Here is a 26528-nt window from a genome sequence, read left to right as displayed (position 1 = left end):
TCGTCGCCGAGGATAAAAGACTCATTAACGAGGATAAAAGACTCGTCGCCGAGTATCAAAGACTCATTAACGAGTATCAAAGACTCGTCGCCGAGGATAAAAGACTCATTAACGAGTATCAAAGACTCGTCAGCGAAATACAAATACTTGTTTACAGAAAGACGACTTATCAGTTATCAGTTATCAGTTATCAATAGGACTTACGCAAAAACTCTCCCAAACTCTTATTCCTTCGTGTCCTTTGCGTCCTACTCTACGAGAAGCCGCTGACGCGTCTACGCGGTTCGTTTTTCTATGATTTTGCGTAAGTCCTAATCAAATTAAACTGTTAACTGTTAACTGTTAACTGATTCATGACCAATGACAAATGACAAAAATACTGTCGGTTTCATAACTTGCGCTAGTGCCTTAGTATTATTTGGGTGTAGCAGTTTACGACACCAACTGTTTCATTCTGCTGCTTGGGATTTAGGAATTTTTGATCAAGCTGTCTACTTGATTAGCCAAGGACAATCCCCTATTTCCTCATTCTTGGGGTTTCACATTCTTGGGGATCATGGGGCTACGATTTTATATCCATTGGCTTTACTTTATAAAATCTATCCTAGTGTTTACTGGTTGTTGTTTGTACAGGCAATTGCCTTAGCATCAGGCGCACTGTTGACTAATTCTCTTGCGCGTCAAGCTGGACTAACGACGCGACAAGCAATAGCAGTGACAGCAGTTTATCTGTTGTATCCGTTGATATTTAACATTAATCTGTATGATTTTCACCCAGAAGTAATAGCCCTACCTGCACTATTGGGAGCAATTTTAGCGGCGCGTTTGGCAAAATTTGGCTGGTTTTGTTTCAGTATCTTCCTAGTGTTGGGATGTAAAGCTGTATTGTCTCTGACAGTTGCAGCTATGGGAGTCTGGTTACTGGTATTTGAAAAAAGGCGGTTGTATGGTGCGATCGCTATACTCAGTGGAATTATTTGGTTTGCGATCGCCACCAAAGTAATAATCCCTTTTTTTGGTGGTGAAGCAGCCTCAGTCACTCGCCACATTTCACGCTATAGCTACCTGGGAAATTCTTTTGTTGAAATCGCTCAAAATTTACTTTTCAATCCCAAGTTAGTACTAGGAAAAATTTTCTCACTCAATACTTTAGAGTATTTAGCTTTATTATTTGCCCCAATAATTTGGGGAATATCGCCTCGACATTTGCTACCTTTAATTGGCGCTATTCCCACACTGATATTGAATATTCTCGCAAATGCTAGTCAGCAAAGAAACTTAGTGCATCAGTATTCTTTACCTGTCTTACCTTTTTTGTTAGTAGTTGTAATTCAAACTCTGGCTGCTAAAAAAGGATGGATACAAAAACCAAGGATAATTATTCTCTGGTCATTAGTAGCTTTTTTTACACTAGCTAAATACGGATATTTTTGGACAATTTATTTGGAATCATTTGATACTTGGCAATCTACACGACAAGCGATCGCCCAAGTTAAAACCCAAGGAGGTGTTTATACAACTGCCGAAATTGCTTCTCATTTAACCCATCGTCCACTCATCGAGTTTACAAATGCAAATTCCCCACCAGCAGATCTGACGAAATTTGAGTATATACTCTTAAATGCCCGTCATCCCGGTTGGCTAAGTAATCGCGACTTTACGATTAAGTTGGTCAATCAGCTCAAAAATACTCAACAGTTTCAACTAAACTACCAGCAAGACGACGTTTATTTATTTGTAAAAAACTCTTCTGCTAGAGATAAAAAAATTAATTGAAACTTAAATGTCTCTAGGTCTGTCTTTTTTCCAGAAAATCGTAAAATAGTTAGGTTAAGAAAATATTAACAATATTTTTTACTTGTAACGAGGAGTGAAAAAACAACTTTTTCAATTTGGCATTATCGGTTGGATGACTGGAATCAGTGCTTTAGTATTGTTTGCGTGCAGCAGTATCAGACATACACTGTTTCAGTCAGGAGTTCTGGATTTAGGAATTTACGATCAGGTTGTTTACTTAATCAGCCAAGGACAACCGCCTATTTCCTCTTTTCTGGGCTTTCATCACATGGGGAACCATGCAGCTTTTTCAGTCTATCCATTGGCTTTACTTTACAAGATTTATCCCAGCGCCTACTGGTTGTTAGCTGTACAAGCTATATCCCTTGCTTTAGGTGCTGTACCGACTTATTATCTTGCCTTACAAGCAGGACTCAAGCAAAGCCAAGCAGTAGCAATGACAGTAGTTTATCTACTGTATCCATTGATTTTTAACGTCAATATCTTTGAATTTCACCCAGAAGTAATGGCAATTCCTGTATTTCTGGGTGTTGTTTTGGCAGCACGGTTAGGTAAGGTATTGTGGTTTTGTCTTGGTACTATTTTTATTTTGGGTTGTAAAGCTGTCTTATCGCTGACGGTAGCGGCGATGGGTTTCTGGCTGCTGGTGTTTGAACGGCGGCGTTTTTGCGGTACATTTGCTCTGATTGCTGGTATCAGTTGGTTTTTAATTTCTAGCCAAGTCATTATTCCTCTATTTAGTAATAGTGAAGCAGCAGCAGTAGAACGTTACAGCTATTTAGGCGATTCTGTTTTGGCAATTGCTAGCAATATAATCTTGAAACCAAATATCATTTTGGCGAAGGTATTTTCACTAGATACACTGGAATATTTAGGATTGTTAGTCGCACCTGTAATTTGGGGACTCACACCGCGACATTTAACTCCTTTGGTAAGTGCGATTCCAGCATTAGCTTTAAATATTCTTTCCGAAAAATCAGCCCAACGTGACTTAATTCATCAATATTCTTTGCCGATATTGCCATTTTTAATTTTGACTATAATTGCCAGTCTTGCTGCTGATCAAGGATGGCTGCGTTCCAGAAAAAAATTTATTTTGTGGGCAGTATTAGGTTTCATGGTATTAGGAAAATACGGCTATTTTTGGTCACGATATCTGAGAACAGTTGATAATTGGCAAGCAACAAATCAGGCGATCGCTCAAGTTCAAACAAAAGGCCCTGTTTTAACTACTCACAGCATCGCCCCACATTTAAGTCACCGTCCGATGATTCAATTTGTAGATGATATTAGCGGCCCACCCACAGACTTCACTCCATTTGAATATATATTGCTGAACGTGCGTCACCCAGACGGCACTCGCAACCCAGAATTTGCTGCAAACTTAGTAAATCAACTGAAAACCGAGCAAATATTTCAACTAATATACCAGCGAGATGACGTGTATTTATTTGTCAAGCGAACTAAATAAATAATTACTAATAATTTCATAATTAATAATCAACTTTTATCTAGTAATCAAAAATCCTTATTAAAAACTTTCTTATCTCCATCTTTGTTTACTTTGTGTCCTACTCTGCGGCAAGTCACTAAATTTTCACCAATAAAACAGGATATCTGTAGGAGACATTTAATAATACTTTTTGTTAAATTTTTCAAACATAAAATTATTCATCCCACCCTTACTAATTATGCCAAATTTACGATTTATAGGACTCATATTTGATTTCTGAAATACACGTAGGATGTGTTACGCCAAAGGCTAACGCACCAGTTAAGGATTTAGGTGCGTGATAGCTACGCCATAACACACCCTACAGATACTACAGATACTTAGATTTTTTCATAAATCAAATCGGACTCCTATATATGAACATTGCCAAACTAAAAAACATTTTATTTCAATTCTCAATAATCTTATTTTTAATAATTTTAGTAATTGCAATTAGGTTTGAGCCAATCACGCAAACATTTCAACTTGACTATGATGAAGGCTTTAATTTAATGAAAGCCTTGTTGTACTCAAAAGGTTTTTCGCTCTATAGTCAAATCTGGAATGATCAACCACCCCTCTATACAGTTATTTTATCAAACTGGCTAAAACTATTTGGTGATTCTATCTTTGCTGCACGTTTACTGACACTTATATTTTCAGCAGTTTTAATCTGGTGTTTTTATCAAATAATCTTCCTTGAATTAAGTAAGTTTGCAGCTTTAGTAGGGACAATTTTATTATTTACATCTTGGTTATATATTCGCTTAAGTATTTCAGTAATGATTGGTATCCCATCCATAGCTTTAGCGATGCTATCTATTTATTTGTTAAAAATATATAAGCAGAAAACAAATAACTTATATTTAATATTATCTGCTGGATGCTTGGCGTTATCTTTACAAACTAAATTATTTACTGTTTTTTTGATTCCTTTAATATTATTCAATTTTTTCGCTTCTGATAGCAAAATTCAGGAAAATAAAAAACATAGAATAGTTTTCTTTAAAGATATAAGTTTATGGTTGATTGTTCTAGGATCAGTTTATGGCTTATTTGGAGTCTTGTATCAACAATTTGATAACCAAGAACAATTAATTTTTACCCATCTCAGACAACCACAAAACTTAGAGATAGAAAATTTTCATAATCTGAAATATCTCAGCTACATGATTCATCAAGATTATGACTATATTTTTCTTGCTCTCATCGGTATCTGGGCAATTACATATCAAAGAAATAAAAATGGATTACTGCCATTTTCCTGGTTAATTACTGCCATATTAATTTTGCTTAATCATCAACCACTCTGGTATCACTATTATCCCTTACTTGCTATCCCGATTTGCTGGCTAGCTGCTTATGGAGTGGCTTTATTATATGATTTGTTTTTGCAGAATTTTCATCAAGATTCCCAAAAAATTAATTTCAAAAAAATATTTCTACCTTTTTCTTTAGTCGTAATCTTAATTATTTTAGTAATTACGACTCCCCCAAATCCTCATGGAAGTGTACCCAAAAATTTAGAATTAATGCAAATGGTTGAAAAATACAAAAATTTTACAAACTGGGTGTTTACAGATAATCCTATGTATGCTTTCTACAATGATTTAATTGTCCCACCGGAAATTGCCGTTATGTCTTATAAAAGAATAAATTCTGGAGATTTGACGTTTGCTAAAATGCTTGCCATATTAAAAAAATATCGCCCAGAGCAAATTATATTAACCAGGTGGACTACTCAAATTAAGAGTGATAAAAACATTATGGATTATCTTAATGCTAATTATTCCAAAACTTATGCGAATACAGCTAAAAGCGAAGAACAGTATATTTTGAAATGACTTTATATATTGGTCTAATTTAATTTTTTGAAAAAGTGTTAACAACAATACTATATATGTAACTACAAATGCTTAGGCTAAGAGAAATAGTACTTCGATCTTGACTACTGAATCATAACTCTAAATATTTTCATCATTTCAGTTTGCTTTCAGTAAGTTATTGATTTTGGTGGAGGAGTGAAATGTATAAAACATTAACAACAAACATTTGCTTAACAGTCATAAGCATAAACATTTACCAAGGAGTTTAAAAAATCAATGCTTATGGCTCAAGTTCAGATATTTATCAAAAAAAGTATATGGGAAAGTGATTTCCTATTTCCCGCAACAATTTGGTTAGTCAGCCGATTATTTATTTGGGTTGCGATGTTGCTAATCGCACCAAACCTACCCAAACCTGTAGAGGGAATTTTACCCACCTTTGATTTGGGAGTTTTTGACGCTTGGGATAGCATACATTACCGTAGCATTGTCACTTCTGGATATGAATTTATTAATGATGGACGTCAACACAACATTGCTTTTTTCCCATTGTTTCCCCTAATGGTTCGCAGTGTTATGGATTTGGGTTTACCTTTTCAAGTGGCTGGGTTATTAGTAAATAACATCGCATTTTTGGCAGCACTTTACTGTGTATACTTTTGGGTTTCCGAACATCATGGAACAAGCAAAGCCAGATGGACAACTACTGTATTAGCTTGGTGTCCTCTATCATTATTTGGAACAGTAATTTATACCGAAGGACTATATCTGTTTTTAAGTGCAGCAGCTTTGCGTGCTTTTGATCGTCACCAATATCGTTGGACTGCTTTGTGGGGTGCAATGGCGACCGCAACACGTCCTACAGGTTTAGCATTAATCCCAGCATTTTTGATTGCAGCTTGGAGAGAACGTCGTCCAAAAGTCGCTTACTTAGCAGCAGCAGCTACGGCTATAGGGCTGCTAGCATTTAGTTTATATTGTGCAATTGAATTTGGTGATGCGATCGCCTTTATTAATGCTCAAAAAGGATGGCGTCCCTCTTTTGGATTTGATAGCCAAGGTTGGTGGAATATGCTGTCAGAAATCGCACTAGGTAAATCAGATACACAGCAAAGCTGGATTCAAAAATTATTACATCCATTCTTATTTAGTATCATAGTTAGCAGTGGTTGTCTGTTGTGGCGTCATCAACAAAAGTTGAGTTCAGTTACGAAGATTTACGGCTTTTATGCTGTGGTTACATTTTCTCTCATACTAGTTAATGATCGCTATATCACTAACCTACTCAACGCGGTCATGGTTTTGGGAGGTGCTTATGTTTTATGGCACTTACGTAAAGAATTGACCTCGGTTACTGTTTTTTACGGGTTTTGTGGTATCGCTTTACTACTGGCTTCTGGCGGAACGATATCATTGAGCCGTTTAGCTTACGGCATTGTACCCTTGAGCATTGCTTTCGGTGTTTTCTTAGAACGTTATCCTCGTCAAGCATACCTGATTCTAGGCTGGTTTTCTGTTTTGCTAGCTAGAATTGCTATTGGCTTTGCTCAGGATCGTTGGGTAGGTTAACAGGGGTGTAAGCTTTGGGCAAGGATTTTTACCCCACCCAAAGCTGTCGCCACAAGCTACGCATCTGGTACAGATTTTAAATGTCAATTAATTTATCTTATTCAAACAGTATTAGAAGTTAAATAACTTATTTTTTAGAGTTCTTTAACACAATAGATTTAAACAATAAGGTAAAACTTTATTTTTATCTGTATAAAATAGTTAAATAAATGATTATAAAAATTCAGTTTGAAAGGTGTCAAAAAAAGAAACTATTTTGAGTGAAGTACGTCTTAACTGACTTATGTAAATTGAACTGTGAGATTTGACAAAAAATTAATATTTTTTTTCAATGTCAAAATATTACCTGTAAGTAAAATATACTTTAGGTAAAAAATAAAATCTATACTTTAAATATTAAAAACAACGAAATATTAACAACAATAAATATATTAAATTACAAGCATTGGCCTTCCAAAGCTAAATCATATAGGATTCAGTTAGACCTCTACAATCTCTCTGTCCGATATTTAATTTTCTGTTGTTCTGGATGATTTTCTTGAGCTACCAGAAAACAGCAGAATATCTAAAAATAATTTGAAAAACTGTGTTATAAATTACCGTCAGAAAGGTGGCTGATGGTTAAATTACTGAAGGAGCTATGACGTGGAAAATAATAAGTCTGTTGTCTGGCCGCAAGGAATATTGATTTCACTTATTGCCTTGTGCGGCAGCTTGAGCCTTGGTTTGATTATGCCTCTTAACCAGAGTACTTCTGAAATTCAGACGCAATCTACTATAAATACTATAAATGATACAGGGATCAAAGTAGGGACTCAAAAACGCCTAAAACAATTTAAGACTGCCATGCTAGTAAGTTGGCAACAACAAGCAACATTAAAAGGCATTTCCTACACTATACCATCGCGCTTTCAAGGGGCAATAATTAATCAGGCAAAACTTCCCCCAAAAGATAAAGTCATAGCTCTTACCTTTGATGATGGGCCTTGGCCTAATTACACGACGCAAGTATTAAATATTTTGAGAGAAAATAATATTAAGTCCACATTCTTTGTAGTTGGACAAAATCTGAAAAATTACCCCAACTTGGGCAAACAAATTGTAACAGATGGTCACGTCATTGGTAACCACACTTGGCATCATTGGTATCACTTTTTTAATCAGCAAGCAGCAGCCTTTGAAATTGACCATACATCAGAATTAATATCTCAAGTTACAGGTGCGAAAACAACTTTATTTCGTCCTCCTGGTGGAATGCTGCACAACGGTTTAGCGAGTTATGCAAAAAGCAATAAGTATACAGTAGTAATGTGGTCGGCTGATTCTGTGGATTATAGTCGTCCCAATGCTTCTATATTAATGAGTAGAGTTCTAAAACAGGCCAAGCCGGGTGGTATTGTGTTAATGCACGACGGAGGTGGCGATCGTTCTCATACCGTAGCAGCTTTACCAAAAATTATTAGTAAGTTAAAGCAACAAGGTTATCGCTTTGTTACTATCCCAGAATTATTAGAATTACAAGATAAAAACTATAATTTAATTGCAAATACAAAGAAACAAGCGCCTCGGTAATCAATACTCCTCTATTAATGATTTGATGAGCAACGACATTCCGCCCTCAAATAAATTTGGGGCTGATAGAAAAAACCCACTTGAAGTGGGTTTAAGAGTTTATTCAATTCATGTAAGTTGATAGATTTTATTAGCCCAATATCGCCCTCAAATAAATTTGAGGCTGATAGCAAAAACCCACTTCAAGTGGGTTTAAGGGTTTAATGAATTAATCGCGCTCACGTTCAAGTAAACTACACTGCACTCAACTGCTTTTCTTGTTGAGGATTTGCTTCTAGACTATCAGCTTCCGAAGGTGGAACTAATTGCCAGAATTTCGGCAAGAATTCTTCCCAGTTTTCGAGAATCATTTTTGCTTTTGGTGATTCGGTGCGATGCAGATGAACTGTGATTAATTCTTTGAGTTGCTTTTCACCAGCTGCTGTAATTACTCGCTGAATTTTCACAATTTCCCAGTTAACTAATTCTGAGAACCTACCATCTTCATCCAAGAAGTAACCTAGTCCACCAGTCATACCAGCGCCAACGTTACGTCCGACTTTACCAAGGACAACAACTACCCCACCGGTCATGTACTCACAGCAGTGATCACCTGCTCCCTCTATGACTGCTGTTCCTTTGGAATTACGGACAGCAAAGCGTTCTCCAGCCAAACCATTAGCAAACAACATCCCCCCAGTAGCACCGTAGAGACAGGTATTGCCAATAATCACGTTTTGTGCTGAGTCGTAGTTAGCTGCTGTCGGTGGTTTGATAATAATTTCACCACCATTCATTCCTTTACCTACGTAGTCGTTGGCTTCTCCTTCCAGAGTCAAAGTCATTCCAGGTAAGTTGAAAGCACCAAAGCTTTGTCCGACGCTACCTTGGAAGTTGAGGTTGATTTGGCCACTAAAGCCATTGTCGCCGTATTGAGAGGCGATCGCTCCAGCTAGGCGTGTACCAACGGTTCTGTCAGTGTTGACAACAGCTAATGTCTTCGTAACTACACCATGATTACTAATTGCAGCTTGAATGTCGGGATCACAAAGTAATTGATCATCCAAAACATCGCCGTTACTGTGAACTTTTTCATGGACTAACCAGCTACGGTCGGTTTTGGTATCTGGTAGCCGTAATAAACAGTCGAGGTTGAGTGTTTGTGTCTTGTTGATATGCACATCTTGCCGTGCTTTCAACAAATCAGCACGTCCAACTATATCTAATAGTGAACGATAACCAAGCCTTGCTAGTAAGCTGCGGACTTCTTCGGCGATAAAGTAGAAGAAGTTAACTACGTGTTCTGGAATACCTGTAAACCGCTTCCGTAGTTCTTCTCTTTGAGAAGCAACACCTACAGGACAGTTATTTGTGTGACAGATACGAGCCATGATACAACCTTCGGCAATCATGGCGATCGAACCGAAGCCAAATTCTTCTGCTCCCATCAACGCACCCATGATCACATCCCAACCACTCTTGATCCCGCCGTCTACACGTAGAATCACGCGATCGCGCAAACTATTTTCTATCAGCACGCGATGCACTTCTGTCAATCCGAGTTCCCACGGAGAACCAGCGTGTTTAATAGAACTTAGTGGTGAAGCCCCTGTACCACCATCATGACCGGAAACCTGGATAATATCAGCATTGGCTTTCGCAACACCCGCCGCAATTGTGCCAATCCCAATTTCTGCAACTAGCTTCACTGACACTTGAGCTTGCGGGTTGATTTGGTGCAGGTCAAAAATTAACTGTGCTAGGTCTTCAATCGAATAAATATCGTGGTGTGGTGGCGGTGAAATCAAGGTAACACCAGGCTTCGAGCGCCGCAGCATCGCAATGTAGGGGCTGACTTTCTTTCCTGGTAGTTGTCCGCCTTCTCCTGGTTTTGCACCTTGAGCGATTTTGATTTCAATTTGTTTGGCGCTCATCAGGTACTGTGGTGTGACACCAAAACGTCCTGATGCTACTTGCTTGATGGCACTGGAAGCGGTATCGCCGTTGCGTAATCCTTTCAGGTGAGCTAAAGTCGGCGAATGACCAGCAGCATCGACATCATCTAGGACTGTGAACCGGACTGGATCTTCTCCCCCTTCTCCAGAGTTAGATTTACCTCCAATGCGATTCATGGCGATCGCTAAAATTTCATGAGCTTCCCGTGATAAAGCCCCCAAGGACATACCACCAGTACAAAAGCGCTTGACAATTTCGCTGACTGGCTCTACTTCTTCAATGGGAATTGGAGCGCGATCGCTCTGCATGTCGAGCAAGTCCCGCAGTGCAGTTAACGGTCTTTGTTGCAGATACTTCTTATAAACTTCGTAGTGATCGTAGTTCTTGCCATCAACAGCTTTGTGTAAAGCTTTTGCCAATTCGGGGCTATTCATGTGGTATTCACCACCGGGACGGTAATTGACAAAACCCAGGTTTTGTAATTTCTTCGTCGTTAATTCTGGAAAAGCTTTGCTGTGGAAAGATAGGACTTCTTGAGCCAGATCACTGACACTCAAACCACCGATGCGGGAAGTTGTACCTTTAAATCCTAGTTGTAGTAAATCGCCACCAATACCAATCGCTTCAAAGATTTGGGCTGCTTGGTAACTCGAAAGTAACGAAATCCCCATTTTCGAGAGAATTTTCAGCAAACCACTTTCTACAGCTTGGCGATAGTTACCGATAGCTTGGTCCAGAGTGAGGTTAGCAATTTTACCTCGCTCCATAAATTGCTGGGTTTTCGGATCTGCCCACCAATCAGTTACTGTCTCTAAAGCCATGTAGGGACAAATCGCGCCAGCACCGTAGCCAATTAAACAAGCAAAGTGGTGAGTACTCCAGCACTGAGCTGTGTCAACCACCAGTGATGCTTTCATCCGCAATCCTGACTCAATCAGGTGATGGTGTACTGCACCCACCGCCAATAAAGGCGGAATGTAAGAATATTCGGAACTGATTCCTTCATGGGCGCGATCGCTCAAAACTAAAATCTTCGCACCAGCACGCACTGCTTCTACTGCTTTGGCTTGCAAAGACTTGACTGCGGCTTTTAATTCTTCTGGGCCTTTGACAATAGTAAATAGTGTGGATAACTCAGTTGTCGTAAACTCGGAATTTTTAATCGCTTCGAGTTCGACTTGTGTCAGCACTGGGGACTCTAGTTTTAATCTGCGAGCATACTCTGGTTTGGGGTCTAACAAATTACCCCGTTCACCCAGTTCGACTTTGAGTGACATCACCAATTTTTCCCGCAAAGGATCAATGGCGGGATTTGTCACCTGAGCAAAGCGCTGTTTGAAGTAGTCATACAGCAGGTGGGGTTTTTCCGAGAGGATGGCTAAGGGAATATCATCACCCATGCAGAAAGTTGCTTCTTTGCCATCCATGGCCATTGGCTGAATCACCATTTCCACATCTTCGGTGGTGTAGCCAAAAGCAATTTGATGTTGTAGTAGGCTTTGTCTATCTATATTAATTGTTGGTTGTTCGTTGGTGGTTACTCGGTGTCCGTTGGTGTGGACTCCGTTACCATTAACTGATGACAAATGACCATTGACTAAAGTTTTGAGTTCTTGGCGATGCTGTTGCAACCATTCTCCATAAGGTTGTTTTTTCGCAATCCGCTGTTTGATTTCCCAGTTTTTCAGGACTTCATGGCTATCTAAATCTACGGCGATCATTTGTCCTGGGCCAAGTCTGCCTTTTTCGATGATACTAGCTTCATCTATTGAGACAACACCAGCTTCGGAAGCCACAATAATATAGTCGTCTTTGGTGATGCAATAGCGAGCTGGTCTTAAACCGTTACGATCCAGGGTAGCGCCGACTTTGCGACCATCGCTAAATACCAAAAGTGCTGGCCCGTCCCATGCTTCCTGGAGACCGCTATAGTATTCATAGAAATCAACAATCTCCGGAAACTCACGTAGAGAAGGTTGATTTTGATAAGCTTCTGGAACCATGATCATCAAAGCTTCCAGGGGACTACGACCAGAGCGTACGAGTAACTCAAATACATTATCTAAGGTCGCAGAATCACTGTTATTAAGATTGACAAAAGGCTTGAGTTCGTCAATGCGATCGCCCCAAACTGGATGCTCTAAACTTGCTTGTCTAGCCGTCATCCAGTTAATATTACCCAACAAGGTGTTAATTTCCCCATTGTGACCCAAAAGCCGCATCGGTTGTGCTAAGGGCCATTTCGGCATCGTGTTGGTGCTAAAGCGACGGTGGTATACAGCAAAGGCACTTTTATAAGCTGGGTTTTTTAAATCGAGATAAAAATCTCCCAAAACCGCTGAACGCACCATACCTTTGTAAACGATTGTGCGGCTAGACAAAGAACAAATGTAAAATTCTTCTGACCAATCGTGATTATGATTGCGGATGGCTTTAGCGATCAGGCTACGGGTAATATACAATTGCCGTTCGAGTTCGTCACCGCTTTGAGCAGCAGATACTAAAAAAACTTGTTCGATTTGGGGTTGATTTTCTCTAGCCTGTACACCCAAGATCTCTGGTGCTACTGGTACTACTCGCCAGCCCAGTACAGTCAAATTTTCCTCAGCTGCTACTTGCTCAACTACAGCTTTAGCCTTTTGTGCTAATTGTGGGTTTTGCGGTAAAAATATCATCCCCACAGCAACATTGTTATTAACGGGAATTTGTATTCCCCGTGTAGCAAAATCTTTTTGGAACAACTCCCACGGAATTGCGGTCAAAATTCCTGCACCATCACCAGAGTCTTGGTCCGCACTGCAACCACCCCGGTGTTCTAGACAAGTCAAAGCACCTAAAGCTTTCGAGACTATTTCATAACTAGCATATTGTAAACGATGGGCAATAAAACCCACACCGCAGGCATCTCTTTCTTCTACTAACCATTTTTGTCCTTGGTAGGTACACTCCTGAGAATTGTCCGCAAAACTAATTTTATGCTCTTGATTCACCGATTTTTTATTCATAGACTAACCCTGCCATCGTAATGCCGACAATGAATTAACAATTAGGTCTTTGCAACTGGGAAATATTTTCTAAATACACAAATGAAAAAATTCACAATAACCGAAATTTAAGGAAAAAAAATTTTAACTTCGAGTTGATTTTTACCATGCTCGTGTTAAAATCTATGCGTCATTTTTTATGGGTTTTTGCTGAGTTAAGCAAACGACGTTTGCTTACGCAGTGTTTTATTTATATCGTGAAGCTATGTACTCCTCAATGCCCTTTATTTTCCAATACAATTCACTAATTTGCTCTAGCCTTTTGCAGCTTAATAAAAAAAATCCAATTCTTCACATCTCTAATTTTTGAGACAAAAATTATCCTGATTTAGCAACAAAATCAGCGTATTACACTATATACTCATTTGGCAATTCCTAAATCTCTCTGGATTAGCTGTCTAGATTTTAACTGACCACCCTTTGTTACCTGTATTGCTACTAGCTAAACCTCACTTAAGTAGCAACTAACCAGTGAGGATGGTCCACCTAGATTCAGCTTAAAAGCTTTTAACTGCTGTTATATATTTTTTAGCACTAGTTGTAATTTAGCGCACTCAAAATCGCAGTTTTCATAGTGGCAGAATTGCTTGTCGCTTGAACAAGAAACAAAAAGCCCATATATACATTATCACGTTCGTGTTCCAAACTTACGTCATTATTTTTTGATATTTTAGAAAGTCCAGTTAGTTTGTGTGTGTGTGAGATTTTTCCCAAAACACTGAATCATTTATGCTAAAAACATTAAATTCTGGTCAATGCCAACCTCATCATGTTGCTGTTGGTAGTCTCAGTAGGTTCGTCAAGTTTTTGACATCACCTATACTTTTATTTGTACTGTGCTTCACAGCACTTGGAGAGCGTGCGATCGCCTATCCTGCTATTTCTCACAAGTCAATCGCTTCCGAAAAACAGACCAAGACAAAAGTTGCCCAATCTACAACTACAGTTCAACCAAAACCAAAACCACCTGCACCTCCTTTACAAGGGGTAATATACTATGGTAATCAAATTTCTCTCAATGGTCGAATCTTACCAGGGGCATGGTTACAAAGACGGCTGAGTGCTGGTCAACTGACAACTCAGATCAGCGATGCAGCAATTCGGCAGTTTTTCGGCGTAGATTTATTAAACAGCAACATTCCTACCAAACAGCCAATCCAGTGGTATTCATCCACAGCTAAACCACCGATTTTGGTTAGTACCTTGGCGGGAGGTTATCGCTACTTAGATATTACCAATTTTGCTAAAACATCTGAATGGCAAATGCAAGTACAGGGTAATACCTTAGTGATATCTACACCGAACGTCAAAATCACAGAGATTAATCAAACCAAAGAATCTTTAATAGAACGGGTCACCGTCAGTTTAGATCGCCCTACTCCTTGGCAAATCAACCAAGAAGCTCCAGTTAAACAAAATCAGCCTTTAAGCGACGATCCAAATCACCCAATTGTCAAACCCTCTGCTCCCACCACCAGAGATTGGACAATAACCTTAAATGGTATCGCCGATCCAGCTTTAATTCAACGTTACACCCCCCCGCCACCACCTGCAATTGAAAAGATTCCTACCCCCGCGCCATTTCCCGAAAATCTCTTAAAACAAATATTTCCATCAAACCAGAATCAACAAAATACTACTCCCACTCCCCCACCATTAATTAAGCAAGTACAGATAGTTAACAATCAGACAATTATCCGTCTAGAGATTCCCATTGGGTTAGCCCCCCTAGTTAGCACTGCACCAAATCGTCTGATTATCGACGTTCGTCCAGATACACTACTACCACGAACAATTACTTGGGCGCCGGGATTAATCTGGCGCCAGCAGTATTTAAATTTAGCTCAAGAACGCTTTCCAATTGTTTGGTTAGAAATCAATCCGCGTACTGTCGGGTTAAAAATTAGACCAATTATTACAAACTCTAATACCCTAGAGGGGACTGCTCCTTTAATCCAAACAGCCCAACAACAATTAGCAATCGCAGCGATTAATGGTGGCTATTTTAACCGCAATAATCGCCTACCTTTGGGTGCAATTCGTCGAGATGGTCAATGGTTATCTAGTCCCATTTTGAACCGGGGTGCGATCGCATGGAATGATTCTGGTCAATTTTATCTGGGTCGTCTAGCCTTGTTAGAAAATTTAATTACTGCTAATAACCAAAAATTGCCGATTTTAACTCTCAATAGTGGTTATGTTCAAAGTGGTATAGCTCGTTATACTCCTGCTTGGGGAGTGAACTATTCGCCCTTAACCGACAACGAAATTATCCTTACTGTCCAGAAAGATCAAATTACTAATCAGTTACCAGCAGGAAAAGTCGGTCAAACTACTTTTCCTATCCCTACAGATGGATATTTGCTTGTACTACGTGCTAATGGTGCCACCAACGCTGCTATTTTACCGATTGGTTCTTCAGTCAAAATTGACAGTTCTACCAGTCCTGGAGAGTTTAGTAATTACCCCTATATTCTCGGAGCAGGCCCCCTACTTGTACAAAATAGTCAAATTGTCTTGAATGGCAAAGGCGAACAATTCAGTAATGCTTTTGTTGTCCAAAAAGCAATCCGTAGTGGTATTTGTAAAACAACAACAGGTAACTTGATCATCGCCGCCGTCCATAACCGTGCTGGCGGTGCTGGCCCTACCTTAGCAGAACACGCTCAATTAATGCAGCAAATGGGTTGTATTGATGCTTTAAATCTGGATGGTGGTAGTTCTACTAGCCTTTACTTAGGAGGACAACTTCTAGATCGTTTCCCCAATACCGCAGCTCGTGTTCACAACGGTATAGGTATTTTCTTACAACCACGTTGAGGGGATCGGGGATCGGGGATTGGGAATTAAGCATGAATCAGTTAACAATTAACAGTGACCAGTTTAATTTGATAACTGATAAGTTTTCCCTTTCCCCCTCCCATTTCCCTGTTCTCAGATTCCCGATCCCCGATCCCCAATCCCCAATTCCCGATCCCCAAATTTAAAGCTAACTAAAAGTTGCCACTTAAATTAGTGAAGACTTGATATAGATATGTTATTGGTAGCAGTCAATGATTACACCTTAGACCGTGATTTTGCTATGTTTGGCAGGTGTGGGCTAAATTGCTGATTTATACGGTTGCAACATAGCGCCATATTTTTCCATCAATGGTTAAGAGTACTAACGATTTTGTTATATCTCCGAATGAGGTAACTATGGCTCAATACCAAGAAACAACACAAACTAATGCATTACCTTTACCTTCAGCTATTACTGCAAGAGGTGTTGCAGCAACAGAGCTGCGTCCTTGGGGTTCTTTTACAGTTTTGGAAGAAGGGCGCGGTTATAAAATTAAGCGTATCGAAGTTAAACCCGGACATCGGCTGAGTTTACAAATGCACCATCATCGCAGCGAACACTGGATAGTTGTTTCTGGTACAGCTAGAGTAGTTTGTGGTGAACAAGAAGTCTTGCTAGGCAATAATCAGTCTACATATGTACCCCAATGTACAGCTCATCGTTTAGAGAACCCTGGTGTGATTCCTTTGGTTTTAATTGAAGTCCAAAACGGAGAATATTTAGGCGAAGATGATATTATCCGTTTCCAAGACGATTACGCTCGCGCAGAAGATTAAATTAAAAATTGTCAAGTGGAGATATCGGATATCTGATATTTATAGATATACCCAACAGAGCAACGGCGAGTGAGACGCGAAACCCCATCCGCCTATGCGGTGGGGTACTTCACGGTAAAGCTTTTAACCCCATATCCGTTCCATGATTCATCTGAGTCCAGCAGCAGTAAGCGAGATTAGAAGATTAAAATCTAAGCAGCAACAACAACAACCAAATCCGTTGTTTAGATTGGCAGTTAAAGTCGGTGGTTGTTCTGGCTGGTATTATGACATCTATTTTGATGAAATTATTAAGACGGGCGATCGCACTTTAGAGTGTGATGGTATTCAAGTCGTTATAGATCCTGAAAGCTTTAATTATGTTGATGGTCTCACCATTGATTATTCTGAGGATCTAATGGGTGGCGCTTTTCGGTTCCAAAATCCCCAAGCAAACGCTACTTGTGGCTGTGGTAATTCCTTTGCTATGGGTTGATTTTTAGTGCTTGTTGATTATTCACAACAAAAAAATAATATTATATTGACTTTTGACACCTAAAAAAGATACAATCAGAATTTGTTGTCAAAAGTTAAACTATAAGCAGCTTCACGCGCTGTAACTCATGCCCACCATACAGCAGCTAATACGTAACGAACGCGAAAAAGCGCGTCAAAAGACCAAGTCTCCAGCTCTAAAACAATGCCCACAACGTCGGGGCGTTTGTACTAGGGTATACACGACCACACCGAAAAAACCTAATTCGGCTCTGCGTAAAGTCGCAAGGGTAAGATTAACTTCTGGATTTGAAGTCACAGCCTACATTCCAGGAATTGGTCATAACTTGCAAGAACACTCTGTTGTAATGATTCGTGGCGGTCGGGTTAAGGACTTACCAGGCGTGAGATACCACATCATTCGTGGCACTTTAGATACAGCCGGAGTCAAAGACCGCAAGCAAGGTCGTTCCAAGTATGGAACCAAACGTCCAAAAAAATAGACAAAGGCGCGATTAATCGAGTTTAAACGCGATTAATCGCGTTTGAAGACTAATTAGCCTTGACATTTATTTGTAGAGCAGTTGGCATAGCTCATACAAATCAACCTTTAATGCGTAAGGTGTGTATCTGCATCAGCAAAAAAAGTTTACTTTTTTTGTTTTTGCTATTGCTTTGTAGTGGCACTATTCAACAAAAATCAATGATAGAATTTGAATTGATTCTGTGCAAACGTACAAAAATCAATGTCATCAGAAGCGAGCAGCTGTTCCTATAGTTTTCTAGGGGCAAAGCTAAGTACATCAGAATGTAAGACCTGTATGAAGATAATCACTCGCAGGACATCTGAAGTGCGATCGCCTTAATTCTGTCAAAAATTATGAGTGTCTAAGAAACTTATAAGTTAGATTAGTAAAGCCTCTGACGCCCTGTTTGCTGTGAATATGGGAATTTTTAGAATGCTATCAGCGACAGCAGCATTTTAAATTGAGTTTGATTAGCTATTAAATTAGCTATTAAGGTATATAATTATTGTCGCCTTGTATGTCTAGTTGAGGGCAGCAAGTTAAAGAAGTCAGTTCCATTGCAATTTCAGCAATGAAAAACTGTCTAAGCATAAATCATCTAGTTGCTAAATTCAGAAATTTAAGGTTGAAGTATGTCTCGTCGTGGTGTTACTCAAAAGCGCCCAGTTCCACCTGACTCTGTTTATAACAGTCGCCTAGTAAGCATGATGATCCGTCGGGTGATGCGTAGTGGCAAAAAATCACTTGCCGCAAGGATTGTTTATGCTGCGATGAAAAGTATCGAGGAAAGAACCGGAAGCGATCCATTGGAAACGTTTGAAAGAGCAGTGCGGAATGCAACGCCATTGGTAGAAGTAAAAGCTCGACGAGTAGGCGGTGCGACCTATCAAGTTCCCATGGAAGTGCGAGCAGAGCGTGGTACAAGTTTGGCATTACGTTGGTTAGTACAGTTTTCTCGCTCTAGACCTGGCCGGACAATGGCTGGCAGACTAGCTCAAGAATTGATGGATGCTGCTAACGAAACTGGTAGTTCAATTCGTAAGCGTGAAGAAACGCACCGGATGGCAGAAGCAAATAAAGCCTTTGCACATTACCGCTACTAAACAATTGTAGAAGCGCCCTCAGGTGCGTTTCTACAAAGGACAAAGATATATCGTGGTACTTACTAAATAAAAAGACGGTTTACCAGAAAAGATAGAATCTTAACAAAGTGTAATATACAAGATATCATGAGGCGAAAAGTATAGGAGGCAGCTGTGGCACGTACGAACCCGCTAGAGAAAGTACGCAATATCGGTATTGCGGCGCATATAGATGCGGGCAAGACAACGACAACAGAGAGAATTTTATTTTACTCTGGCATAATTCATAAAATTGGTGAAGTCCATGAAGGAACCGCTGTCACTGACTGGATGGATCAGGAGCGGGAGCGGGGAATTACTATTACAGCTGCTGCGATTAGCACCAGTTGGAGAGATCATCAAATTAACATTATCGACACTCCAGGACACGTGGACTTCACGATTGAAGTGGAACGTTCCATGCGGGTTTTGGATGGTGTAATCACAGTTTTATGTTCTGTGGGTGGTGTGCAACCACAAACAGAAACAGTATGGCGACAAGCGGATCGTTATAAAGTTCCACGTATCGTCTTTGTTAACAAGATGGATCGCACTGGAGCGAACTTCTACAAAGTTTACGAACAAGTGCGCGATCGCTTGCGGGCTAATGCTATTCCTATTCAATTGCCTATTGGTAGCGAAAGTGATTTCCTGGGTCTGGTTGATCTAGTTAAAATGCGGGCGTATGTCTACGGCAATGACCAAGGAACAGACATCAAGGATGAGGATATACCCGCAGATATGCAGGATTTGGTTCAGGAGTACCGTAACAAGCTGATTGAAGCGGTAGCCGAAACCGATGACGATTTGATGAACAAGTACTTTGAAGGCGAAGAACTCACAGAAGCAGAAATCCGTACTGCTCTGCGTAAAGGCACTGTTGCAGGTACGATTGTGCCAATGCTTTGTGGTTCAGCTTTCAAAAACAAAGGTGTACAACTCCTGCTTGATGCTGTAGTCGATTACCTGCCAGCACCCCCTGACGTACCCGCAATCCAGGGTACACTGCCCAATGGCGAAACTGTAGAACGCCATGCTGACGACAATGAACCTCTGTCGGCGCTTGCGTTCAAGATAATGGCTGACCCTTATGGTCGTCTGACGTTTGTTCGTGTCTATTCTGGTGTTCTGAAGAAAGGTAGCTACGTCCTCAACGCTACTAAAAACAAGAAAGAGAGAATTTCTCGTCTCGTAGTTTTGAAAGCGGATAACCGCATTGACGTAGATGAACTCAGAGCAGGTGATCTGGGAGCTGCAGTAGGTTTGAAAGACACCTTGACAGGTGACACTCTCACCGATGAAGGCTCACCAGTGATTCTGGAATCGTTGTTTATTCCAGAGCCAGTGATCTCGGTGGCGGTAGAACCCAAAACCAAGAACGATATGGACAAACTGTCCAAAGCTCTACAATCTCTCTCCGAAGAAGATCCGACCTTCCGCGTGAACGTCGATCCAGAAACCAACCAAACGGTAATTGCTGGAATGGGAGAGTTACACCTAGAAATTCTTGTAGACCGGATGTTACGCGAATTCAAGGTAGAAGCAAACGTTGGTGCGCCACAAGTAGCTTACCGCGAAACCATTCGCAAACAAGTCAACAGAATTGAAGGTAAATTCATCCGCCAAAGCGGTGGTAAAGGTCAGTACGGTCATGTAGTGATTGACTTAGCACCAGGAGAACCAGGAAGCGGCTTTGAATTCGTCTCCAAAATTGTTGGTGGTACTGTACCGAAAGAGTACATTTCCCCAGTAGAAGCAGGTATGAAAGAAACCTGCGAATCGGGTATTCTAGCTGGATATCCACTCATTGACGTCAAAGCGACGCTGATTGATGGGTCTTACCATGAAGTGGACTCCTCGGAAATGGCCTTCAAAATCGCTGGCTCAATGGCAATGAAAGAAGCTGTAATGAAAGCTTCACCCGTCCTTTTAGAGCCTATGATGAAAGTTGAGGTTGAAGTTCCCGAAAACTTCCTTGGGGATGTAATGGGCGACCTCAATTCCCGTCGTGGACAAATTGAGGGGATGGGTTCCGAGCAAGGGATCGCCAAAGTGACTGCTAAAGTCCCATTGGCAGAAATGTTTGGCTACGCCACTGACATCCGGTCGAAGACCCAAGGTCGAGGTATATTCTCAATGGAATTTAGCCACTACGATGAAGTACCTCGCAACGTGGCTGAAGCAATCATAGCTAAAAGCAAAGGGAACGCTTAATTAAAAAAGGAAACGAGCATTCATGGCACGCGCAAAGTTTGAAAGGACTAAACCCCACGTTAATATCGGCACTATTGGCCACGTTGACCACGGTAAAACCACATTAACAGCAGCTATTACCATGACTTTGGCTGCGATCGGTAAGGCTACCGGTAAAGGTTACGATCAAATCGATAACGCACCTGAAGAAAAAGCACGGGGTATTACCATTAATACCGCTCACGTTGAGTATGAGACAGAAAACCGTCACTATGCTCACGTAGACTGTCCTGGACACGCTGACTATGTGAAGAACATGATCACTGGTGCAGCGCAAATGGATGGTGCTATTCTGGTGGTTTCGGCTGCGGATGGCCCAATGCCCCAAACTCGTGAACACATTCTCCTAGCACGCCAGGTGGGTGTACCCAACCTAGTTGTCTTCTTAAACAAAGAAGACATGGTGGATGATGAAGAATTGTTGGAACTAGTAGAATTGGAAGTTCGTGAACTACTTTCCAGCTATGATTTCCCTGGTGATGACATCCCAGTAATCAAGGGTTCTGGTCTGCAAGCGCTGGAAAAAATGACAGCTAGCCCCAAGACACAGAAGGGTGAAGATAAGTGGGTAGATAAAATCTACGAACTGATGGATGCTGTAGATGCTTATATTCCCACACCAGAGCGTGATGTTGATAAGCCCTTCTTGATGGCAGTAGAAGACGTGTTCTCCATCACAGGTCGTGGTACAGTAGCTACCGGACGTATTGAACGGGGTAAAGTCAAGATCGGCGATAACGTAGAGCTAGTTGGTATCAAAGATACTCGTGCTACCACAGTCACCGGGATCGAGATGTTCAAGAAGAGTCTCGAAGAAGGTATGGCTGGAGATAACGCCGGTATACTTTTGCGCGGTGTCCAAAAAGCTGATATTGAACGGGGTATGGTAATTGCCAAACCTGGTTCTATCACTCCTCATACTCAATTTGAAGGGGAAGTGTACGTCCTGACTGAGAAAGAAGGTGGTCGTAAAACTCCTTTCTTCCCAGGCTATCGTCCTCAATTCTACGTACGAACAACCGACGTAACTGGTACCATCACGACCTTTACCTCCGATGAAGGTGATGCCGCAGAAATGGTTATGCCCGGAGACCGGATCAAGATGACAGTTGAACTGATCAACGCGATCGCTATTGAACAAGGAATGCGCTTCGCTATCCGTGAAGGCGGTCGTACAATCGGTGCTGGTGTCGTTTCCAAAATCGTCAAATAGCATCTGTTTATCTTGATTAAACAAGGAGCAGAGGTGGTATAATCCCTCTCTGCTCTTTTATATTCCCTCAAAAAAAGGGATCGGGGATCGGGGATCGGGGATTGGGAAAAAATTTGCCCTATTTCCCAATCCCTATTCCCCAGTCCCCACTCCCCAATCACCTAACTCATCAGAACCAGGACAACCGAAAAATGGCTACTTTGCAGCAGCAAAAGATTAGAATTCGCTTACAGGCATTTGACCGTCGCTTACTAGATACATCTTGCGAGAAGATTGTAGACACTGCAAATCGTACTAACGCTACAGCGATTGGACCAATTCCTCTACCTACAAAACGCCGGATCTACTGTGTGCTGCGATCGCCACACGTGGATAAAGATTCACGAGAACACTTTGAAACCCGTACCCATCGCCGCATTATTGATATTTACCAGCCTTCTTCTAAAACTATTGATGCTTTAATGAAACTGGATTTGCCTTCAGGCGTGGATATTGAAGTAAAACTATAAATTAGTTATTAGTCATTAGTGATTGGTCATTTGTCATTAGTTTAAAGACAAAGGACAGATCATTAATGACTTTATTTGGTGTGAATATTTACCTTGCCCTGAAAGATATATTTTCAGGGCTTTTTATTTACTGGAAAACAGATGCTAAAATGTATGCATAGTACGGCAAAAGCAAAAAATAAAAAAATTTTAAAGAGAATTATCAGATAAAACTTATACCAAAGTTCTAACAAGGTAAAAATGACATCCTCTTCTAAAATTGCCGTTCGTGAACTACCTCTGTTCCCGTTGTCAGAAGTAGTTTTGTTCCCTACAAAGCAATTACCTTTGCACATCTTTGAATTTCGCTACAGAATCATGATGAACACGATTCTGGAAAGCGATCGCAGGTTTGGCGTATTAATGGTTGATCCGGTCAAAGGTGCGATCGCTAATGTGGGTTGCTGTGCCGAAATTGTCCATTATCAACGTCTACCCGATGATCGGATGAAAATGTTGACTTTGGGACAACAAAGATTTCGTGTTTTAGAGTATGTACGTGAGAAACCCTATCCTGTTGGTTTAGTTGAATGGATTGAAGATCATCCACCCACAAAAGATTTACGTCCTTTAGCTAACGAGTTATCTCAGCTGCTAAAAGATGTTGTTCGCCTCTCAGCCAAATTAACTGAACAACAAATTGAACTCCCAGAAGATTTACCTGATTTGCCTTTAGAACTTTCTTATTGGGTAGCGAGCAATCTTTATGGTGTTGCTTTAGAACAACAAGCGTTGCTAGAAATGCAAGACACTGTTGCTCGTTTAGAACGGGAAACAGAAATTTTGACTTCTACTCGCAATCACTTAGCGGCTCGTACTGTTCTCAAAGATACTTTTAATCAAAAGTTGTAAATTCAGTAAGTCGGCACAAATTTAGAGACGCGTTCACCGAAGGTGTTCCCGTTCCCTCGAATAGGGTTCCGAAGGTAGGGTAATTTCGCGTCTCTACAGGTTGGGGTCCTCATTTGTCATTGATCATTGGTCATTTGTAATTGGGATATTACTATGCCCAATGTCCTATCCCCGCTCCCCTATCCCCTATCCCACAGACAAAACACCATAACTACCAAAAATTTTTAGTATTTCTGTGTATACAGTTAATTCTTGTAAGGCAGATTGTATTTGGATTTGAGATGTGTCTGCTTCCGCATCAATAAAAAATAAGTATTCCCCTAGCGATCGCTTCGTAGGACGAGACTCAATCCGGCTGAGGTTAATATTTAATTGGGCAAATATTTGTAGTGGTTTAACCAAAGCTCCTGGTAAGTTAGCACCAACGCTAAAAGCTAGGGAGGTGTGACTGACTTTAAGAGAAGATTTTTTATAGTTATTAGGCATATCAGTCTGACTTATAACCCAAAAACGAGTACAGTTTTCTGGGTGATCATTAATACCATTAACTAATACAGGTAGATTATAAAGTTGTGCTGCTCGCTCAGATGAGATAGTCGCTGCTGTATAATCTTGCTTGAGTGTCTGCAATGCCTCGGTTGTAGAATTAGCAGGAATTAAATGTACATTGGGCAGAAATTGCTCTAACCATTTTTGGCATTGCGCTAAAGCTTGGGGGTGAGAATAAACTGTTTTAATATTCTCTATGCTATCAGCACAGGAAATCAACGTATGAACAATTGGCATTACCAAAGCCATCTGAATTTGTAAATTATCCAATTGCCATAGAGTATCCATAGTCATTGTCACACTACCCTCAATCGAATTTTCCACAGGTACGACAGCTAGATTTACCTGAGATTGGGCAACAGCTCGGAGTGTTTGGGCAATGCTAGGATAAGGACATAAGGTAGCTTGAAGTCCTTGATTGTGGCTCAACCAATTAACGTATAAAATAGCAGCTTGTTCTGCATAGGTGCCAGGTGGACCTAAATGTGCGATCGATAAAGTCATGAGATTTTGTTCAAAGTGTAAGTTTGTTTAAAAATAGAAAACTTTTATCGATAATGTATAACTGTTAATCAATGTAGTTTCCAAAAAAAATTTTAGCCTTTTCACTATCATTTTTTCTCAAAAACTCCAAAAATTAAAAAATAATAGAATTATAAAACAATTATTTTGACGAACGCATGTCTACCAAGTTTACCGCTTTCCAGTCGGTAGAAATTGCTGTCCCACAACAGCCTATTCCCATTCAGCACTATTTGCGTCAGCCCCAACGTCTGGTTTATGCATTAGTAGACCCGAATCGAATTCAGCCGTTAGCTGATGATATTTTTCGTTTAAAAATGCGTCCCCTTAGTTTTATGTCACTAAGTATTCAGCCTACCGTAGACATGAAAGTTTGGACAGAATCTAATGGTAAAATTCACTTGCGATCGCAAAATTGTGAAATCCTTGGTATTGAGTACATCAACCAGCGCTTCAATCTGAATTTAAAAGGGTATTTATCACCATCTCAATTCAGTAGTGGAACTCGTTTACAAGGTAGAGCGGATTTAGAAGTAGAGGTAGAGTTACCACCGCCATTCTCCTTTACGCCCAAACCAATTTTAGAAACCACTGGTAATGGTTTATTGAAAAGCGTACTGTTAACTATTAAGCAAAGATTGTTACATCAATTAATAGTAGATTATCGTCGTTGGGTAACATTGCAAACTCAAGAAGGAAAGCTTAGTAGCAATGAGCAAAATCCAGAGTTACCTATCTTGAAAGCTGAGTAATCATCGTTGAGATTGACGGGGGAAGGAGACACGGGGAGGTGGGGATGCGGAAGGGGGACATTGAGACGGGGTAAATTTAGCGCGTCTGTTTTTCTCCGTGTCTTCAGAAGTGTCACCACGTCTGTTTTTCTCCGTGTCTTCAGAAGTGTCACCGCGTCTTTTCTTCCTTCTTCCCATCAATCAAATTCGACAAGGACGAAAAGATTTGCGATGTAAAGGTGAAGATCCATGTTCTTGCAGTGCTAATAAATGCTTTGGACTTCCATAACCTTTATTATGCTCCAAGTCGTACATGGGATATTTAGAGGCAAGCCTGACAATTAAGTCATCTCGCCACACTTTAGCAATAATGCTAGCAGCAGCAATGGCGAGCGATCGCTCATCTCCCTTGACTATTGTTTGTTGCAGGAGTGGCAAATCCTGAATTGATTGCTTACCATCAATCAAACAGAGTGTAGGCTGCACCTTTAGCTTTAATACTGCTCGCTTCATCGCTAAAAGTGTAGCCTGCAAAATATTTATTTGATCAATTTCCATAACTGAAGCGAAGCCTATTTTGTAGTCAATTGCAACAGTCTGGATATGTTGGGCTAGCTGACTCCTACGAGAGCTAGACAACTTTTTACTATCTTTAATTTTTGCTGCCATCAATGCAGGCAGAGCGTCATTTGGTAGTATCACAGCAGCAGCTACTACAGGTCCAAACAAACAGCCCCGCCCTACTTCATCAACGCCTGCAACTAGTCCACAGATGTCTGAAAAAGCGGAAAATTCCAGCCAACTCGCTTGCTGTTGAAGTGTTGACGAATCAACAGAAGCGGTATCTGGCTTACTCATGACCATATTTTAAAGTTTTTAACTTTT

Annotated in this window: 18 protein-coding genes and 1 pseudogene; 16 read left to right on the top strand and 3 right to left on the bottom strand. The window is 40.5% G+C overall.

What is annotated here, in order from left to right:
* The 6 genes and pseudogenes from B4U84_RS31255 to B4U84_RS23545 form a co-directional block, all read left to right on the top strand.
* Positions 1-197 (top strand): annotated as a pseudogene (locus B4U84_RS31255) (hypothetical protein); the annotation flags it as partial.
* A gap of 163 nt (positions 198-360) precedes the next feature.
* Positions 361-1776 (top strand): DUF2079 domain-containing protein, encoded by a 1416-nt coding sequence (locus B4U84_RS23565; RefSeq protein WP_131120740.1) that lies wholly within the window; start codon positions 361-363, stop codon positions 1774-1776.
* Positions 1777-1870: 94 nt separating this feature from the next.
* Positions 1871-3268: a DUF2079 domain-containing protein gene (locus tag B4U84_RS23560; protein WP_131120739.1), complete on the top strand. Its 1398-nt coding sequence runs from the start codon at positions 1871-1873 to the stop codon at positions 3266-3268.
* 398 nt (positions 3269-3666) lie between these two features.
* Positions 3667-5133, top strand: a complete 1467-nt coding sequence (locus B4U84_RS23555; RefSeq protein ID WP_207390983.1) for a glycosyltransferase family 39 protein — start codon at positions 3667-3669, stop codon at positions 5131-5133.
* A gap of 264 nt (positions 5134-5397) precedes the next feature.
* Positions 5398-6684: a mannosyltransferase family protein gene (locus B4U84_RS23550; protein WP_017311601.1), complete on the top strand. Its 1287-nt coding sequence runs from the start codon at positions 5398-5400 to the stop codon at positions 6682-6684.
* 645 nt (positions 6685-7329) lie between these two features.
* Complete coding sequence (locus B4U84_RS23545) at positions 7330-8256, top strand: polysaccharide deacetylase family protein (RefSeq protein WP_017311600.1); 927 nt, start codon at positions 7330-7332, stop codon at positions 8254-8256.
* Positions 8257-8489: 233 nt separating this feature from the next.
* Here B4U84_RS23545 and B4U84_RS23540 read toward each other — a convergent pair whose 3' ends face one another.
* The gene (locus tag B4U84_RS23540; RefSeq protein WP_131120738.1) at positions 8490-13196 is read right to left on the bottom strand and encodes a glutamate synthase-related protein; all 4707 of its coding nucleotides are present in this window, start codon (positions 13194-13196) and stop codon (positions 8490-8492) included.
* Between the two features lie 768 nt (positions 13197-13964).
* On the opposite strand from B4U84_RS23540, the gene B4U84_RS23535 reads away from it, so the two are divergent.
* The 9 genes from B4U84_RS23535 to B4U84_RS23495 all read left to right on the top strand — a co-directional run bounded on the left by B4U84_RS23535 (position 13965) and on the right by B4U84_RS23495 (position 23841).
* Positions 13965-16055 (top strand): phosphodiester glycosidase family protein, encoded by a 2091-nt coding sequence (locus tag B4U84_RS23535; protein ID WP_131120737.1) that lies wholly within the window; start codon positions 13965-13967, stop codon positions 16053-16055.
* A gap of 378 nt (positions 16056-16433) precedes the next feature.
* Complete coding sequence (locus tag B4U84_RS23530; protein WP_016860909.1) at positions 16434-16853, top strand: phosphomannose isomerase type II C-terminal cupin domain; 420 nt, start codon at positions 16434-16436, stop codon at positions 16851-16853.
* Positions 16854-16995: 142 nt separating this feature from the next.
* Positions 16996-17328: a HesB/IscA family protein gene (locus tag B4U84_RS23525; RefSeq protein WP_044451193.1), complete on the top strand. Its 333-nt coding sequence runs from the start codon at positions 16996-16998 to the stop codon at positions 17326-17328.
* A 127-nt stretch (positions 17329-17455) separates the two neighbouring features.
* Positions 17456-17830 carry a 30S ribosomal protein S12 gene (gene rpsL / locus B4U84_RS23520; protein ID WP_016860906.1) on the top strand — a complete coding sequence of 125 codons (375 nt, stop codon included), beginning with the start codon at positions 17456-17458 and terminating at the stop codon, positions 17828-17830.
* A 656-nt stretch (positions 17831-18486) separates the two neighbouring features.
* The gene (gene rpsG, locus B4U84_RS23515; RefSeq protein ID WP_017311596.1) at positions 18487-18957 is read left to right on the top strand and encodes a 30S ribosomal protein S7; all 471 of its coding nucleotides are present in this window, start codon (positions 18487-18489) and stop codon (positions 18955-18957) included.
* A 153-nt stretch (positions 18958-19110) separates the two neighbouring features.
* On the top strand, positions 19111-21189 hold the full coding sequence (gene fusA / locus B4U84_RS23510) for an elongation factor G (protein ID WP_017311595.1): 2079 nt from the start codon (positions 19111-19113) through the stop codon (positions 21187-21189).
* A gap of 22 nt (positions 21190-21211) precedes the next feature.
* The gene (gene tuf / locus B4U84_RS23505) at positions 21212-22441 is read left to right on the top strand and encodes an elongation factor Tu (protein WP_017311594.1); all 1230 of its coding nucleotides are present in this window, start codon (positions 21212-21214) and stop codon (positions 22439-22441) included.
* Positions 22442-22632: 191 nt separating this feature from the next.
* Positions 22633-22950, top strand: a complete 318-nt coding sequence (gene rpsJ / locus B4U84_RS23500; protein ID WP_008232935.1) for a 30S ribosomal protein S10 — start codon at positions 22633-22635, stop codon at positions 22948-22950.
* Between the two features lie 240 nt (positions 22951-23190).
* Entirely contained in the window at positions 23191-23841 is a 651-nt protein-coding gene (locus B4U84_RS23495; RefSeq protein WP_017311593.1) for an LON peptidase substrate-binding domain-containing protein, read from the top strand.
* A gap of 186 nt (positions 23842-24027) precedes the next feature.
* Here B4U84_RS23495 and pheA read toward each other — a convergent pair whose 3' ends face one another.
* Positions 24028-24894: a prephenate dehydratase gene (gene pheA, locus B4U84_RS23490; protein ID WP_131120736.1), complete on the bottom strand. Its 867-nt coding sequence runs from the start codon at positions 24892-24894 to the stop codon at positions 24028-24030.
* A gap of 176 nt (positions 24895-25070) precedes the next feature.
* Here pheA and B4U84_RS23485 point away from each other — a divergent pair, with 176 nt between their 5' ends.
* Positions 25071-25664 (top strand): DUF1997 domain-containing protein, encoded by a 594-nt coding sequence (locus tag B4U84_RS23485; RefSeq protein WP_017311591.1) that lies wholly within the window; start codon positions 25071-25073, stop codon positions 25662-25664.
* A gap of 180 nt (positions 25665-25844) precedes the next feature.
* On the opposite strand, the gene B4U84_RS23480 is transcribed toward B4U84_RS23485, so the two are convergent.
* Complete coding sequence (locus B4U84_RS23480) at positions 25845-26507, bottom strand: ribonuclease HII (protein ID WP_017311590.1); 663 nt, start codon at positions 26505-26507, stop codon at positions 25845-25847.
* Positions 26508-26528: the final 21 nt, after the last annotated feature.

It is taken from the genome of Westiellopsis prolifica IICB1 (genome assembly GCF_004323185.1).
Lineage (GTDB): Bacteria > Cyanobacteriota > Cyanobacteriia > Cyanobacteriales > Nostocaceae > Pelatocladus > Pelatocladus prolificus_A.
The sequence above is the reverse complement of the archived record's forward strand: the minus strand, read 5'-3'. Positions and strand labels throughout refer to the sequence as shown.

Coding starts and splice junctions, on each gene's coding strand:
- B4U84_RS23485 (WP_017311591.1), top strand. CDS start 25,071: ATGTCTACCAAGTTTACCGCTTTCCAGTCGGTAGAAATTGCTGTCCCA.
- B4U84_RS23530 (WP_016860909.1), top strand. CDS start 16,434: ATGGCTCAATACCAAGAAACAACACAAACTAATGCATTACCTTTACCT.
- B4U84_RS23555 (WP_207390983.1), top strand. CDS start 3,667: ATGAACATTGCCAAACTAAAAAACATTTTATTTCAATTCTCAATAATC.
- pheA (WP_131120736.1), bottom strand. CDS start 24,894: ATGACTTTATCGATCGCACATTTAGGTCCACCTGGCACCTATGCAGAA.
- B4U84_RS23525 (WP_044451193.1), top strand. CDS start 16,996: ATGATTCATCTGAGTCCAGCAGCAGTAAGCGAGATTAGAAGATTAAAA.
- rpsG (WP_017311596.1), top strand. CDS start 18,487: ATGTCTCGTCGTGGTGTTACTCAAAAGCGCCCAGTTCCACCTGACTCT.
- B4U84_RS23535 (WP_131120737.1), top strand. CDS start 13,965: ATGCTAAAAACATTAAATTCTGGTCAATGCCAACCTCATCATGTTGCT.
- rpsJ (WP_008232935.1), top strand. CDS start 22,633: ATGGCTACTTTGCAGCAGCAAAAGATTAGAATTCGCTTACAGGCATTT.
- B4U84_RS23565 (WP_131120740.1), top strand. CDS start 361: ATGACAAATGACAAAAATACTGTCGGTTTCATAACTTGCGCTAGTGCC.
- tuf (WP_017311594.1), top strand. CDS start 21,212: ATGGCACGCGCAAAGTTTGAAAGGACTAAACCCCACGTTAATATCGGC.
- B4U84_RS23480 (WP_017311590.1), bottom strand. CDS start 26,507: ATGGTCATGAGTAAGCCAGATACCGCTTCTGTTGATTCGTCAACACTT.
- B4U84_RS23495 (WP_017311593.1), top strand. CDS start 23,191: ATGACATCCTCTTCTAAAATTGCCGTTCGTGAACTACCTCTGTTCCCG.
- rpsL (WP_016860906.1), top strand. CDS start 17,456: ATGCCCACCATACAGCAGCTAATACGTAACGAACGCGAAAAAGCGCGT.
- B4U84_RS23540 (WP_131120738.1), bottom strand. CDS start 13,196: ATGAATAAAAAATCGGTGAATCAAGAGCATAAAATTAGTTTTGCGGAC.
- B4U84_RS23550 (WP_017311601.1), top strand. CDS start 5,398: ATGGCTCAAGTTCAGATATTTATCAAAAAAAGTATATGGGAAAGTGAT.